Raw genomic sequence first — 14,877 nt, forward strand, 5'->3', positions numbered from 1 at the left:
TTATGTATGAACTTACATTTTTTAACGCAGTAAGGTGATGAGTGTGGCAAAGAAAAAACGAAAATCAAGAAAAAAACAGGCGAAACAGCTCAATATAAAATACGAACTCAACGGACTGCTGTGTATAGCCATTTCAATTATCGCAATCTTGCAGCTGGGGGTAGTCGGGCAAACATTTATCTATTTGTTCCGCTTTTTTGCTGGAGAGTGGTTTATTTTATGCTTGTTAGGTTTATTGGTGTTAGGAGTCTCGCTGTTTTGGAAGAAGAAAACCCCAAGCCTATTAACGAGACGAAAGGCCGGGTTGTACTGTATCATCGCAAGCATATTGCTGCTTTCTCACGTGCAGCTGTTTAAAAATTTGACGCACAAAGGGACTATTGAGTCCGCAAGCGTGGTCCGCAATACGTGGGAATTGTTTTTGATGGACATGAATGGCAGCTCTGCTTCTCCTGATTTAGGCGGAGGGATGATCGGTGCGCTGCTGTTTGCAGCTTCACACTTCTTGTTTGCGTCAACTGGTTCTCAGATCATGGCGATTGTCATGATTTTGATCGGCATGATTTTAGTCACAGGACGATCACTGCAAGAAACGCTGAAAAAGTGGATGAGCCCGATTGGACGCTTTATAAAAGAACAATGGTTGGCATTTATTGATGATATGAAATCCGTCAAATCAAATATGCAGTCATCGAAAAAAACAAAAGCGCCTAGCAAAAAACAAAAACCGGTCCGCAAAAAACAGCAAATGGAACCGGAGCCTTCTGATGAAGAAGGGGATTCTGAGACAGAATCGCCTCTTGTCCATTCAGAACCAATTATCTCAAGCTTTTCTGATCGTAATGAAGAGGATGAGTCTCCAGTTATAGAAAATCGCACCGAACCTGTATCGGAGCCGCTTCAGGACATCCAACCAGAGACAGGTGATCAGGAAACTGTTTCTGCTCCTCCTATGACCTTTACGGAGCTTGAAAATAAGGATTACGAGATGCCGTCACTGGATTTACTGGCAGATCCAAAGCATACCGGCCAGCAGGCTGATAAAAAGAATATTTATGAAAATGCGAGAAAGCTTGAACGGACCTTCCAAAGCTTTGGCGTAAAGGCGAAAGTCACACAGGTTCATCTCGGGCCGGCCGTAACAAAATACGAAGTGTATCCTGATGTCGGAGTGAAGGTTAGCAAAATTGTCAATTTAAGCGATGATTTAGCGCTGGCGCTTGCTGCGAAGGATATCAGGATCGAAGCGCCTATACCAGGCAAATCGGCAATCGGAATTGAGGTTCCAAACGCAGAAGTGGCAATGGTTTCGCTGAAGGAAGTGCTGGAGTCTAAATTAAATGACAGGCCGGATGCGAAGCTGTTAATTGGACTTGGCCGCAATATTTCAGGTGAAGCTGTATTGGCTGAGTTAAATAAGATGCCCCACCTTTTGGTCGCAGGCGCAACCGGAAGCGGAAAAAGTGTCTGTGTCAACGGCATTATTACAAGTATTTTAATGCGCGCAAAACCGCATGAAGTGAAAATGATGATGATCGATCCTAAAATGGTAGAGCTGAATGTCTATAACGGGATTCCGCACCTGCTTGCTCCGGTTGTAACCGATCCGAAAAAAGCATCGCAGGCTTTGAAAAAGGTTGTCAATGAAATGGAGCGGCGGTATGAATTATTTTCTCATACGGGCACACGAAATATTGAAGGATACAATGATTATATAAAACGCGCCAACAATGAAGAAGGAGCGAAACAGCCGGAGCTTCCTTATATTGTTGTCATTGTGGACGAGCTTGCCGATCTCATGATGGTCGCTTCGTCTGATGTGGAAGATTCGATTACGAGATTGTCCCAAATGGCGCGGGCTGCCGGCATCCATCTCATTATTGCGACGCAGCGGCCTTCGGTGGACGTTATCACAGGGGTGATCAAAGCGAACATTCCGTCACGAATCGCGTTCAGCGTATCTTCGCAGACGGATTCAAGGACCATTCTTGACATGGGCGGCGCTGAGAAGCTTCTTGGCCGCGGCGATATGCTGTTTTTACCTGTAGGGGCTAACAAACCTGTCCGCGTACAAGGAGCATTTTTGTCGGATGACGAAGTGGAGAAGATCGTCGACCATGTGATTACGCAGCAGAAAGCGCAATATCAAGAAGAAATGATTCCTGAGGAGACAACGGAAACTCATTCAGAGGTTACTGATGAACTTTATGATGAAGCTGTTGAATTAATCGTCGGCATGCAGACGGCATCTGTTTCAATGCTGCAAAGAAGATTCAGAATCGGCTATACGAGAGCGGCGCGCCTGATTGACGCAATGGAGGAACGCGGCGTTGTCGGGCCGTATGAAGGCAGCAAACCTAGGGAAGTCTTATTATCAAAAGAGAAATATGATGAGCTCTCTTCATAATGAAGGGAGTTCCATTCTCCTTTAGTTATCAATAATAACATTATGTAAACTGATAAGCTTTCTATTTATTTTTTCGACAAAACATGATATAGTTGTCCCAATTGTTCAATAATTTTTATCGAAAGTGGTTTACGGAGGGGAAACATGTCTACAAAAGCTGATAATCGGCACTTGTATTTGAAAGTAATTGAACGAATTAAAGAGGATATAAAAAATGGGATCTACACTGAGAAGGAAAAGCTGCCTTCTGAATTTGAGCTTTCCAAAAAGCTAGGTGTGAGCAGAGCGACGCTAAGAGAAGCCTTGCGGATATTGGAAGAAGAGCACGTGATTATCAGAAGGCATGGTGTAGGCACTTTTGTCCATTCTAAGCCGTTATTTCTTTCGGGCATTGAACAGCTGAACAGTGTAACGAAGATGATAGAACAGGCAAATATGACCCCTGGCACGATTTTTCTGTCATCACAAGTGCTTATGCCGTCTGAGGATGATACGAAGAGGTTTCATTTGGCAGAAGGGCAAGAACTTTTTTACCTTGAACGTGTTAGGACAGCTGACGGACAGCCGATTGTATATTGTGTAGACAAAATTCCGATGAATATTTTGCCGAATTCTTTTTCTCATCAGCAAGAATCTATGTTTGACCTGCTTGAGAAAAATTCAGGCTCCGTAATCAGTTATGCAGTAACTGATATAGAACCGATCGGCTATCACGATACCATTTCTCCAGTGCTGGAATGCGATCCGGAAACAGCACTTTTACTGTTAAAACAAACCCATTACGATCAGCACGATAAACCGGTGCTTTACTCGTTAAATTATTTCAGAGCGGATAAATTCAGATTTCATGTTTTGCGTAAACGATTCTAAAAACGGACGCTAGTGTGTCTGTTTTTTTATTTGCACTGATTCATGTTTCTTTGTACATACTTTCATTCCGGTTAACGCAATATATAAGAGATGACAAGAAAGTGAATGGGTGAAAATGTTGAGAAAGAAAAATGGAATGAAAAATATTATTGCATTGTCTTCCGTCCCGCTTGTGATGACACTCGGGAACTCCATGCTGATTCCTGTTCTTCCGATGATGGAAAAAAAGCTGTCGGTGACTTCATTTCAAGTGTCGTTAATCATTACTGTATATTCAGTAGTGGCAATTATTTGCATTCCGATTGCCGGATATTTGTCGGATCGTTTCGGGAGGAAAAAAATATTGCTTCCATGTCTTCTCATTGCAGGATTAGGTGGAGTGGTAGCTGCTTTTGCCTCAACCTACATGAAAAATCCTTATGCTATGATCTTGGCGGGGCGTGTTCTTCAAGGCATCGGTTCTGCAGGTGCCGCTCCTATCGTCATGCCGTTTATCGGTGACCTGTTTGAAGGAGACGATGAAAAGGTCAGCGCTGGACTTGGAGATATTGAAACCGCTAACACGTCAGGGAAGGTACTGAGTCCCATACTTGGCGCATTACTGGCTTCTTGGTACTGGTTCGTACCGTTTTGGTTTATTCCGTTTTTCTGTTTGATCAGCTTTTTGCTCGTATTGTTTTTAGTGGCCAAGCCTGAAGAAGATGAAGATGCGCCTGCGGTTTCTGAGTTTATCAAGAGCGTGAAGAAAATCTTTAAACAGGATGGGCGCTGGCTTTATACGGTCTTCATTATCGGGTGTGTCATTATGTTTTTGTTATTTGGCGTATTATTTTATTTGTCAGATACGCTGGAGAACAAGTATGCCATTGACGGAGTAGCTAAAGGCGGATTACTGGCAATCCCACTTTTGTTTTTGTCAACCAGTTCTTTTATAGCTGGAAAAAAGATCGGTAAAGATAAAGGCCGAATGAAGTTTTGCGTTGTGACAGGAATGATTCTGTTAACCCTGTCGTTTATTGCCTTGTGGTGGAACCACAGTTTTTATTTTTTATTTGTCTTTTTAAGCTTTGGCGGGATTGGGATTGGCATGGCTCTTCCTGCTTTAGATGCATTGATAACCGAAGGAATTGAAAGTGAGCAATGCGGAACCATATCCTCCTTCTACAATAGCATGCGCTTTATAGGAGTGGCTCTCGGCCCGCCTGTTTTTGCTGCATTAATGTCAAATGCAAACTGGATTATTTTCATCCTCTCGGCGTTTTGCAGCATTGTTTCTTTATTTTTAGTGCTATTTACTATAGATGCTAAAAAAAGTGAAGAAGAAGAAAAAAACTTAGGGACGGTCTAGCCAACCGTCTTTTTTTGCGCGCCCTTGCAGGTTCCAACCATCGCCGAGATTGGAAAAGAACTTACTATACCGTATGCGGAGGTTATTGTTTCCTTATAAATCCTACAGTTGCTATAATTACATGAAAGAGTGTTTCTGCGTATGCTTAAAATTGGTCATAATACATACTAATGAAGAAATGAACGAAGGAGGTTCCATATGTCATATGTTAATGAACTCAAAACAAAGCACGGCGGTTTAACCGCACACATTGTAGAAACAGAAAAATTTAAAACCGTCTCGCTTATTTTTAAGATGCTTGCGCCGCTGACAAAGGATCAAGTCACCAAAAGAGCGCTTCTCCCGCATGTGCTTCTTCGCGGAACGAAAAGCCATCCGAAAACCTCAGAATTGCGTTCCTATTTGGATGAGCTGTACGGTACATCAGTATCGGCGGATCTTACGAAAAAAGGAGAGCGGCACGTCATTACGTTCAGGCTTGAAATCCCGAATGAAAAATATTTAAAAGACCAAACACCGCTTCTTGAGAAAGGGCTTCAGCTTCTCGCAGAAATCGTCTTTTCACCTGCTTTAGAGGGGGGCGCTTTTCAGGCACAATATGTGGCTCAAGAAAAACGGACGCTTAAGCAAAGAATCCAAGCCGTCTATGATGATAAAATGCGCTACTCGAATTTAAGGCTGATACAGGAAATGTGCCAAAATGAGCCTTACGCGCTCCATGTCAATGGTGAAATCGACGATGTCGATGACATTACGGCCGAGCAATTATACGAAACATACCAAAGCGCTATCCAAAAAGACCAGCTTGATCTTTATGTTGTTGGTGATGTGGACAGTAAGCAGGTGCAAACGGCCATTGATAAGTATTTCCAAACCGAAGAGCGCACTCTTGACATGATTGAAAACAATCGGGCTGATGAAAAAGTTCAGGCAAAAGAAGTGATTGATGAGGAAGATGTCAAACAAGGAAAGCTGAATATCGGCTACCGCACCGGCATCACTTATACAGATCAGGACTATCCGGCTTTACAAGTGTTTAACGGATTGTTCGGCGGATTCTCTCACTCTAAACTTTTCATTAACGTTCGGGAAAAAGCCAGCCTTGCTTACTACGCTGCTTCACGTATAGAAAGTTTTAAAGGCTTGTTAATGGTGATGTCAGGCATTGAAGTGAAAAATTACGACCAGGCTGTTTCAATTATTGCGGAGCAATTTCAGGCAATGAAAAACGGCGATTTCAGTGAGCAGGACATCGAACAGACAAAAGCCGTCATTCGCAATCAAGTGCTGGAAACGATTGATACTGCATACGGTTTAAATGAATTTTTATATCAGCAGGCCGCTGCTCAAGTCGAGATTCCTATCGAAGACTTTCTTGCCAATATTGAGAATGTCACAAAAGAGGATATCATGAAAGCCGGCGAAAAGATTCAGCTTGATACGACTTATTTCTTAAAAGGGACGGAGGGAGCATCTTGATCAAACCAATCGAATATGAACAGCTTCAGGAGACGCTGTATCATGAAAAAATGTCCAACGGCCTTGACGTATACGTTTTGCCGAAAAAAGGCTTCAACAAGACATATGCGGTCTTTACAACAAAGTACGGCTCAATAGATAACCGGTTTGTCCCTTTAGATAAAAATGAGATGGTTCACGTGCCGGACGGGATCGCCCATTTTCTTGAGCATAAGCTGTTTGAAAAAGCGGACGGAGACGTTTTTCAAGATTTCAGCAAACAGGGTGCTTCTGCCAATGCGTTTACGTCATTTACAAGAACGGCTTATCTTTTCTCAAGCACATCAAATGTTGAACGCAATTTAGAGACGCTCATCGATTTCGTGCAGGACCCATATTTCACTGAAAAAACGGTTGAAAAAGAAAAAGGGATTATCGGGCAGGAGATTAACATGTACGATGATAATCCTGATTGGAGGCTTTACTTCGGAGTCATTGAAAACATGTACAAAGAGCATCCTGTCAGAATTGACATAGCGGGAACAGTGGAAAGCATTTCACATATTACAAAAGATCTTCTTTATGAATGCTATGAAACGTTTTATCACCCGAGCAACATGCTCCTATTCATTGTCGGCCCGGTAGATCCTGAAGCGATCATTTCCCAGGTCAGAGAAAATCAGGAGAAAAAGCCGTATACCGATCAGCCGGAAATCAAGCGTGAAGAAGTGAAAGAGCAAGAAGCGGTTTTCCGAAAAGAAAAAGAGATCAAAATGAACGTGCAGGGACCGAAATGCCTTGTCGGGCTAAAATCAAAGAACCCGTTTAGATTAGGCAAAGAGCTGTTAAAGCATGAACTTTCTATGAACTTATTGCTTGAAGCTCTTTTCGGCAAAAGCTCTGCCCAGTATGAATCACTTTATGAAAAAGGGTATATTGACGAAACGTTCAGCTTTGATTTTACTGCTGAATATGGGTTCGGTTTTGCAGCGATCGGCGGAGATACGCCTGATCCTGATCAATTGGCTGAAGACGTTTCAAGCATGCTTTTGCGCGCGGGCGAATTGATTACCGCTGAAAAGATTGAACTGGCCAGAAAGAAAAAGATCGGTACATTCTTAAAAGCGCTGAATTCCCCTGAATACATCGCCAATCAATTTACCCGTTATGCATTCTTGGATATGAGCCTGTTTGACGTCGTAACGGTACTCGAGCAGATTACTATCGAGGATGTGCAGAAAGTCATACAAGAGGAAATTGCTGCAGACAGACTGACTGTATGCAAGGTTGTTCCTAAATCATAAACAAAACATCCCTCCAGTGTGAGGGGTGTTTTTGTGCGGAAAGAGGGAAAGAGGATGAACAAAACAGCACTAATCACCGGAGCAAGCGGCGGCATTGGCAAAAGCATCAGCGAAACCCTTGCGGCTAAGGGATACAATCTGCTGCTCCATTACAATACAAATCAAAATGCGGCAGCGGAGCTTGCTGAAAAACTAAGAGAGAAGTTTGGCGTGCACGCGGAAATATTGCAAGCCGATCTGTCCTCGCCAGAAGGGGCAGATAAGCTGACAAGTTCAATTGTTCAGCCGATTGATGCGATTGTTTTAAACAGCGGAAGAAGCCATTTTGGGCTGATTACGGATGTGGATAACGTAACAGTCCAGGAAATGGTTCAGCTCCATGTGGCGAGTCCGTATATGCTGACGCGAAACCTTCTTCCAGGCATGATTCGGAATAAATCGGGAGCAATTGTGGCTGTCAGCTCGATTTGGGGAGAGACTGGAGCATCCTGTGAAGTGCTGTACAGCATGGCAAAGGGAGCTCAGCATTCGTTTGTAAAAGGGCTGGCTAAGGAGCTGGCGCCAAGCGGAATCAGGGTAAACGCGGTAGCGCCGGGCGCGGTTGATACAAATATGATGAATCAATTCACCCCGTCTGAAAAAGAAGAGATTGCTGATGAGATCCCGATCGGCCGGCTGGCCCGGCCGCAGGAAATTGCGGATGCAACAGCTTTTCTCCTGTCTGACAAAGCATCATATATCACCGGCCAAATTCTGTCGGTGAATGGCGGCTGGCACTGCTGATCCGAAAATATTCGGTGTATAGTTTCTTTTGCGAAGGACACAATAATCTTGTAACTTCACATGAAATGGAGGAAACAAGCATGTCAGTATTAGAAAACTGGGATAGCTGGAAAAACTTCCTTGGCGACCGTCTGAACTATGCGCAAGATAAAGGTATGAGCCAGGATACGATTACAGATCTTGCGACAGAAATCGGCAGCTACTTGGCTAATGAAGTGGAATCTAAGAACGAGCAGGAGAAAGTGCTGGCAGATCTTTGGAGTGTAGCATCAAAAGATGAACAGCACGCCATTGCCAATATGATGGTTAAGCTTGTTGAAAATAACAGCACTCACTAGGAAGAGAGGGGATTTTTCCTCTCTTTTTTATGTTTTCCTCATCACAGCAACATTCTTCTTTCTAATTAGAGAAAAATGCTTTATGATAAAGGAAGGTAAAATTTTGCCACAATGAAGGGGGTATATCATTTGGCAAAGCTCGAATGGTATTTTGAATATGAAATTCAAGTGAACCGCCCCGGACTGCTCGGGGATATCTCATCTCTTCTTGGGATGCTTTCTATTAACATCGTAACGATAAACGGCGTCGATCTTTCCAGAAGGGGAATGCTCCTCAGGTGCCGCCATATAGATCAAATTAAACGATTAGAATCAATCTTAAAAACGATGGAAACAATTAAAGTAACGAAGCTTAGAGAACCGAGGCTTCGCGACCGTCTTGCCGTACGCCACGGCCGCTATATTCAACGGGATGCCGATGATAAGAAAACGTTCCGCTTTGAACGGGACGAGCTTGGCTTATTAGTCGATTTTATGGCCGAATTATTCAAAAAAGAAGGCCATAAATTAATCGGAATCAGAGGAATGCCGCGTGTCGGAAAAACGGAATCGATTGTGGCCTCCAGTGTGTGTGCAAGCAAAAGGTGGCTGTTTGTGTCCTCAACCTTACTGAAGCAGACGATAAGAAGCCAGCTGATTGCCGAAGAATACAGCACTGAAAATGTCTTTATCGTTGACGGAATTGTGTCAACACGAAGAGGATCGGAACGCCATCTCCAGCTGGTCCGAGAAATAATGCGGCTTCCGGCAACAAAAGTGGTGGAGCATCCGGACATATTCGTTCAAAATACAGAGTATACACTAGATGACTTTGATTATATTATTGAACTGAGAAATGACCCTGATGAGGTTATTACATATGAACATGCCGAGGAACCCCAAATGTTTGATCAACCCGGGTTTTCAAGCTTTGATTTTTAAAATTGGAAGGTGTTTGTTGTGACTGAACTAGGAATCCGGCTCAAAGAAGCCAGAGAGGAAAAAGCAATGTCATTGGATGATCTCCAAGCGGCAACAAAGATTCAAAAAAGGTATTTAACCGCCTTGGAGGAAGGAAACTATGACATTATTCCGGGGAAGTTTTATGTTCGGGCATTCATCAAGCAATATGCAGAAGCCGTTGGGCTTGATGCGGATCAGCTGTTTGAGGAGCATAAAAAAGATATCCCGAATACGTATCATGACGATGTGTCTGAAAAGATCTCTGGCATGAATCTTCAAAAGGAAATGCCAAAGCCAGCATCTAAGGCGCTGGAGCTGCTGCCAACGATACTTGTCATTCTCGGCGTGATTGTCGTGATTGCCATTGTGTACGCGATCATTCAATTTGCGAATCACAAAAACAGTGATGATCACAATGCGGCATCAGAAAAAGCAATTACGCAAAGTGAGAGCAAGTACGAAATCCCTAAAGATTCAACGCTGAAAGAGAATCAAAATAACAGCTCTGAAAAAGAGACAGACACTAAAAAAGAAACGAAAGAAAACGAAGATAAGAAAAAAGAAAATGACAGTAAAAAGCTGGAGATTAAAGCTGCTGGCACTGAAGGATCGTTAACGACTTATGAAGTGTCCGGCGCTGATAAAATCGAGCTTGAATTGAAGGCAGCGGACAGCTCTTGGATTCGGGTGCGCGATGAAAACAGCAGCTCTTTAAAAGAAGGAACGCTGAAAAAAGACGAAACCTATAAAAAAGATATAACTGATCAGAAACAGGTTGAAATCCGCACAGGATATGCACCTAATCTGAAAATAAAAATCAACGGCAAGGTTCTTTCATATGAACTTGATCCGAAAAAAGTGATGGCACAAACCATAAAGATTGTAAATAAAAAGGAAGAAAAGTCATCTTAATTACCAGATGACTTTTCTTCACGTCCGAGTATGAAATTGGAGGGGCTTTATGTTTAACTTACCAAATAAAATCACACTAGCTAGAATCGCATTAATCCCAATCTTCATGATTATCATGCTGGCGCCGTTTGACTGGGGCAGGCTCGAAGTTGGAGACGAATCGATCCCGATCGCACACTTGGCGGGGGCCATTCTATTTATTATTGCATCTACAACAGATTGGGTTGACGGATATTATGCCCGAAAACTGAACCTCGTAACAAACTTCGGGAAATTTCTTGATCCGCTTGCGGACAAGCTGCTTGTATCCGCAGCGTTAATTATCCTTGTTCAATTTGATCTCGCGCCAGCTTGGATGGTCATTGTGATTATCAGCAGGGAGTTTGCTGTAACAGGTTTAAGGCTTGTTTTGGCCGGAACAGGAGAAGTCGTAGCTGCTAACATGCTTGGTAAAATCAAAACGTGGGCACAGATTATTGCGGTATCCGCATTGCTTCTTCACAATCTTCCATTTGAACTTGTGTCATTCCCGTTTGCTGACTTGGCGCTGTGGGTAGCAGTCTTCTTTACTGTCGTCTCAGGCTGGGAATATTTCTCTAAAAACTGGGAAGCGTTAAAAACATCTAACTAAGAAAGAAGGACTTCGTCATGGAATTTCCAAAAAAAGCAGAAATAATTGCAGTCGGTTCAGAGCTGCTGCTTGGCCAAATCGCCAATACAAATGCTCAATTTATCAGCAAACAGCTCGCTGAAATCGGGGTCAACGTATTTTATCATACAGCGGTCGGAGACAATCCGGAGCGGCTGAAGCAGGTCATCCGCATTGCTGAAGAACGCTCTGACTTCATTATTTTTTCAGGAGGTCTTGGACCCACAAAAGATGACCTGACGAAAGAAACGATTGCAAATACGGTGGGGCGTCCGCTTGTGTTAAATGATGAGGCATTCCAATCCATTGAGGACTATTTCAAGCGAACAAAACGCACGATGTCACCTAATAACCGAAAACAGGCGCTTGTGATCGAAGGATCTGACGTGCTGGCGAATCACTTTGGAATGGCCCCGGGAATGCTCATAGAGCATGAATCGCGCTTCTATATGCTTCTTCCTGGGCCGCCGAGCGAATTGCGTCCAATGTTTGAAAACGAGGCAAAGCCTCTTCTGCTCAAAAAGATGGGTTCAAATGAAAAAATTGTGTCCACCGTTCTTCGCTTTTTCGGTATCGGCGAATCTCAGCTTGAAGCCGATTTGGAAGACATTATTGATGCACAAACCAACCCGACAATCGCTCCTTTGGCTGCTGATGGAGAGGTGACGCTGCGTCTGACAGCCAAACACGCCGATGAAAAGGAAACAGAGCGTCTGCTAAAAGAAACAGAGGCCGTTATCTTAGAGCGTGTCGGTGAATTTTTCTATGGGTACGATGATACTTCTCTTGTAAAAGAGCTATCTAAAGCATGTAAGGAAAAAGGCATTACAATTTCTGCGGCAGAAAGCTTTACTGGCGGGCTTTTTTCTGAATGGCTGACGGATCTTAGCGGTGCTTCAACATTATTTGCCGGCGGTGTTGTTTGCTATACAAACGACGTGAAGCAGAATGTGCTTGGTGTGAAGAAGGACACATTAGACCGTTTTGGAGCGGTCAGCAAGGAATGCGCAGCCGAACTGGCTAAGGGTGTTCAAAAACTCACTGGCAGCGATATCGGCATTAGCTTTACTGGTGTAGCAGGACCTGATGCTCAAGAAGGGCATGAGCCTGGGCATGTGTTTATCGGTATTTCCGCAAATGGGAAAGAAGAGGTTCATGAGTTTCACTTTGCGGGCTCCAGAACGGGAATCAGAAAACGCGGCGCCAAATATGGCTGCCATTTAATCTTAAAGCTTTTAGAACAAAAATAATATTATCAGCACATTATCCTCCTAAGAAAACATGATTTCTCTGATACATTATGATGTTTTGATAGGAATCACGCCAAGAAAAAATCCGAATATGCGTTCGCTTTTTTCTTGGCAAATCCCTTCAAACAGGGTATAGTATATGTAGTGGTAACATAAAGGAGGAAAAAATAGAATGAGTGATCGTCAGGCAGCCTTAGATATGGCTCTTAAACAAATAGAAAAACAGTTCGGCAAAGGTTCCATTATGAAACTGGGAGAAAAGACAGATACAAGAATTTCTACTGTCCCAAGTGGCTCCCTTGCTCTTGATACGGCATTGGGAATTGGCGGATATCCGCGCGGACGGATTATTGAAGTATACGGTCCTGAAAGCTCAGGTAAAACAACTGTGGCGCTTCATGCAATTGCTGAAGTACAGCAGCAGGGCGGACAAGCCGCGTTTATCGATGCGGAGCATGCGTTAGATCCGGTATACGCGCAAAAGCTTGGTGTTAACATCGAAGAGCTTTTACTGTCTCAGCCTGACACAGGCGAGCAGGCGCTTGAAATTGCGGAAGCATTGGTTCGAAGCGGGGCAGTTGACATTGTTGTTGTCGACTCTGTAGCTGCTCTCGTTCCGAAAGCGGAAATTGAAGGCGACATGGGGGATTCGCATGTCGGTCTACAAGCACGCTTAATGTCTCAAGCGCTTCGTAAGCTTTCAGGAGCCATTAACAAATCGAAGACAATCGCGATTTTCATTAACCAAATTCGTGAAAAAGTCGGCGTTATGTTCGGGAACCCGGAAACAACTCCTGGCGGCCGTGCACTGAAATTCTATTCTTCCGTGCGTCTAGAAGTGCGCCGTGCTGAACAGCTGAAACAAGGCAATGACGTAATGGGGAACAAAACGAAAATCAAAGTCGTGAAAAACAAGGTGGCTCCGCCGTTCCGTACAGCCGAGGTTGACATTATGTACGGAGAAGGCATTTCAAAAGAAGGAGAAATCATTGATCTAGGAACTGAACTTGATATCGTGCAAAAAAGCGGTTCATGGTACTCTTATGAAGAAGAGCGTCTTGGCCAAGGCCGTGAAAATGCAAAACAATTCCTGAAAGAAAATAAAGATATCATGCTGATGATCCAGGAGCAGATTCGCGAACATTACGGCTTGGATAATAACGGAGTAGTGCAGCAGCAAGCTGAAGAGACACAAGAAGAACTCGAATTTGAAGAATAAAAATAAATAAATTTCAAATGATACAAAAGGCTGAGTGAAAAACTCAGCTTTTTTGTATTTTGCAAAAAAATGATAAAAATATTGCTTTTCTTGACAACTTTTTTAGGGCTTTATTCGTCTAACAAAACGTGTGCAAAATGGAATTTATTTCGGGAGGAAAAAATGAATGACGAGCCCAACCCGCAGAAGAACTGCGAAACGCAGACGGAGAAAACTAAATAAAAGAGGAAAACTTTTGCTTGGTCTTTTAGCAGTGATGGTTTGCATTACGATTTGGAATGCGCTTCATCGAAATAGTGAAGAAAACGAGCCATCTCAAGAAACTGCAGCGGTTTCAAATACCGATCAGAAAAAAGAGGTTAAAAAGAAAACTGCCAAAAAATCAGAGGAACAAATCAAAACAGTAGACCGAAATCAAAACATCAGCAATTATTTAAAAGAGATCGGTTTCAGCGGAACCGCTATGATTGTCAGAAATGGAGAAATCGTAACAAATAAAGGTTTTGGCTATGCAGACCGTGAACATCATATTCAAAATAATCCATTGACGTCTTTTTACGTCGGTTCGTCACAAAAAGCGCTGATTGCAACCGCTATTTTGCAGCTTGAGGAAAAGGGGAAACTTCAGACAAGTGATCCGGTAAGTACATATTTACCTCATTTCCCCAACGGACAAACGATTACTTTGAAGAATCTGCTTACACATACATCGGGGATAAACGGACATATTGAAGGAAACGGCGCCATTACCCCGGACGATTTAATAAAAGACATAGAACTTCAGGGAATCAAACGTCAGCCTGGCGTATGGGACTACAAGGATTCCAACTATTCTGTTCTCGCTTATATCATTGCTGAAGTAAGCGGTGAGCCGTATGAACAGTACATAAAAAAACACATTTTTAAACCGGCGGGAATGACGCATGCAGGCTTTTACAAAACATATGAAAAAGAACCTTATCCTGCCGTCGGATATAAGATGAAGGGCAGCAAAACGGTTACACCGTATATACCTGATCTATCTCAGCTGTATGGAGCGGGCGATATTTATATGAGCGCTATAGATATGTACAAATTTGACCAAGCGCTGATAGATGGAAAACTGTATTCACAAAAAAGCTATGAAAAGATGTTTACGCCAGGGAGCAGCTCCACATACGGCATGGGATTTTATGTTGCTCCCGGAAGCTATTCAAACCATGGCGTTATGCCGGGCTTCAATATCTTGAACAGCTTTAGTAAATCTGGGCAAACCATTGTTATTTTGTTCTCCAACATTCAAAATAACGCTAAATTGGGCCAAGTAAACAATAAAATATATCAGCTTCTGAATCAAGAATGATCCGTGATCTTCTTTTGGATAAATTGCATTCGGCACGGGAAAAGACGTCGGGTCT

13 protein-coding genes are annotated in these 14,877 nt (G+C 43.1%); all 13 read left to right on the plus strand.

The features are described from left to right. Window positions 1-43: 43 nt before the first annotated feature. The 13 genes from spoIIIE (at window position 44) to CDO84_RS08110 (ending at window position 14,822) form a co-directional block, all read left to right on the plus strand. Entirely contained in the window at window positions 44-2,407 is a 2,364-nt protein-coding gene (spoIIIE, locus tag CDO84_RS08050; RefSeq protein WP_040083150.1) for a DNA translocase SpoIIIE, read from the plus strand. Window positions 2,408-2,551: 144 nt separating this feature from the next. Further along, complete coding sequence (locus CDO84_RS08055; RefSeq protein ID WP_040083149.1) at window positions 2,552-3,277, plus strand: GntR family transcriptional regulator; 726 nt, start codon at window positions 2,552-2,554, stop codon at window positions 3,275-3,277. Between the two features lie 136 nt (window positions 3,278-3,413). Continuing rightward, window positions 3,414-4,625: a bacillibactin exporter BcbE gene (gene bcbE, locus CDO84_RS08060; protein WP_080478329.1), complete on the plus strand. Its 1,212-nt coding sequence runs from the start codon at window positions 3,414-3,416 to the stop codon at window positions 4,623-4,625. A gap of 198 nt (window positions 4,626-4,823) precedes the next feature. Further along, entirely contained in the window at window positions 4,824-6,104 is a 1,281-nt protein-coding gene (gene yfmF, locus CDO84_RS08065; protein ID WP_040083148.1) for an EF-P 5-aminopentanol modification-associated protein YfmF, read from the plus strand. Next, window positions 6,101-7,387 (plus strand): EF-P 5-aminopentanol modification-associated protein YfmH, encoded by a 1,287-nt coding sequence (yfmH, locus tag CDO84_RS08070; RefSeq protein WP_040083147.1) that lies wholly within the window; start codon window positions 6,101-6,103, stop codon window positions 7,385-7,387. The genes yfmF and yfmH overlap by 4 nt, the downstream gene beginning before the upstream one ends. 54 nt (window positions 7,388-7,441) lie before the next feature. Next, entirely contained in the window at window positions 7,442-8,170 is a 729-nt protein-coding gene (gene ymfI / locus CDO84_RS08075; RefSeq protein WP_040083146.1) for an elongation factor P 5-aminopentanone reductase, read from the plus strand. A gap of 80 nt (window positions 8,171-8,250) precedes the next feature. Continuing rightward, window positions 8,251-8,508 (plus strand): DUF3243 domain-containing protein, encoded by a 258-nt coding sequence (locus tag CDO84_RS08080; protein WP_003245199.1) that lies wholly within the window; start codon window positions 8,251-8,253, stop codon window positions 8,506-8,508. A gap of 129 nt (window positions 8,509-8,637) precedes the next feature. Further along, complete coding sequence (locus CDO84_RS08085) at window positions 8,638-9,429, plus strand: DUF3388 domain-containing protein (protein WP_040083145.1); 792 nt, start codon at window positions 8,638-8,640, stop codon at window positions 9,427-9,429. Window positions 9,430-9,447: 18 nt separating this feature from the next. Then, window positions 9,448-10,362 carry a cell shape determination protein RodZ gene (gene rodZ / locus CDO84_RS08090; RefSeq protein ID WP_040083144.1) on the plus strand — a complete coding sequence of 305 codons (915 nt, stop codon included), beginning with the start codon at window positions 9,448-9,450 and terminating at the stop codon, window positions 10,360-10,362. A 49-nt stretch (window positions 10,363-10,411) separates the two neighbouring features. After that, entirely contained in the window at window positions 10,412-10,993 is a 582-nt protein-coding gene (pgsA, locus tag CDO84_RS08095; RefSeq protein WP_014664019.1) for a CDP-diacylglycerol--glycerol-3-phosphate 3-phosphatidyltransferase, read from the plus strand. A gap of 17 nt (window positions 10,994-11,010) precedes the next feature. Then, window positions 11,011-12,261: a competence/damage-inducible protein A gene (locus CDO84_RS08100; RefSeq protein WP_040083142.1), complete on the plus strand. Its 1,251-nt coding sequence runs from the start codon at window positions 11,011-11,013 to the stop codon at window positions 12,259-12,261. A 172-nt stretch (window positions 12,262-12,433) separates the two neighbouring features. Further along, window positions 12,434-13,480, plus strand: a complete 1,047-nt coding sequence (gene recA, locus CDO84_RS08105) for a recombinase RecA (RefSeq protein WP_003245789.1) — start codon at window positions 12,434-12,436, stop codon at window positions 13,478-13,480. Window positions 13,481-13,646: 166 nt separating this feature from the next. Then, entirely contained in the window at window positions 13,647-14,822 is a 1,176-nt protein-coding gene (locus CDO84_RS08110; RefSeq protein WP_014664022.1) for a serine hydrolase domain-containing protein, read from the plus strand. Window positions 14,823-14,877: the final 55 nt, after the last annotated feature.

The organism is Bacillus sp. MD-5 (genome assembly GCF_002201875.1).
GTDB lineage: Bacteria > Bacillota > Bacilli > Bacillales > Bacillaceae > Bacillus > Bacillus stercoris.

What these genes read in the sequence shown, in the direction of transcription:
- CDO84_RS08055 (WP_040083149.1), top strand. Translation starts at nt 2,552, where the DNA reads ATGTCTACAAAAGCTGATAATCGGCACTTGTATTTGAAAGTAATTGAA.
- bcbE (WP_080478329.1), top strand. Translation starts at nt 3,414, where the DNA reads ATGAAAAATATTATTGCATTGTCTTCCGTCCCGCTTGTGATGACACTC.
- yfmF (WP_040083148.1), top strand. Translation starts at nt 4,824, where the DNA reads ATGTCATATGTTAATGAACTCAAAACAAAGCACGGCGGTTTAACCGCA.
- ymfI (WP_040083146.1), top strand. Translation starts at nt 7,442, where the DNA reads ATGAACAAAACAGCACTAATCACCGGAGCAAGCGGCGGCATTGGCAAA.
- CDO84_RS08080 (WP_003245199.1), top strand. Translation starts at nt 8,251, where the DNA reads ATGTCAGTATTAGAAAACTGGGATAGCTGGAAAAACTTCCTTGGCGAC.
- pgsA (WP_014664019.1), top strand. Translation starts at nt 10,412, where the DNA reads ATGTTTAACTTACCAAATAAAATCACACTAGCTAGAATCGCATTAATC.
- CDO84_RS08100 (WP_040083142.1), top strand. Translation starts at nt 11,011, where the DNA reads ATGGAATTTCCAAAAAAAGCAGAAATAATTGCAGTCGGTTCAGAGCTG.
- recA (WP_003245789.1), top strand. Translation starts at nt 12,434, where the DNA reads ATGAGTGATCGTCAGGCAGCCTTAGATATGGCTCTTAAACAAATAGAA.
- CDO84_RS08110 (WP_014664022.1), top strand. Translation starts at nt 13,647, where the DNA reads ATGACGAGCCCAACCCGCAGAAGAACTGCGAAACGCAGACGGAGAAAA.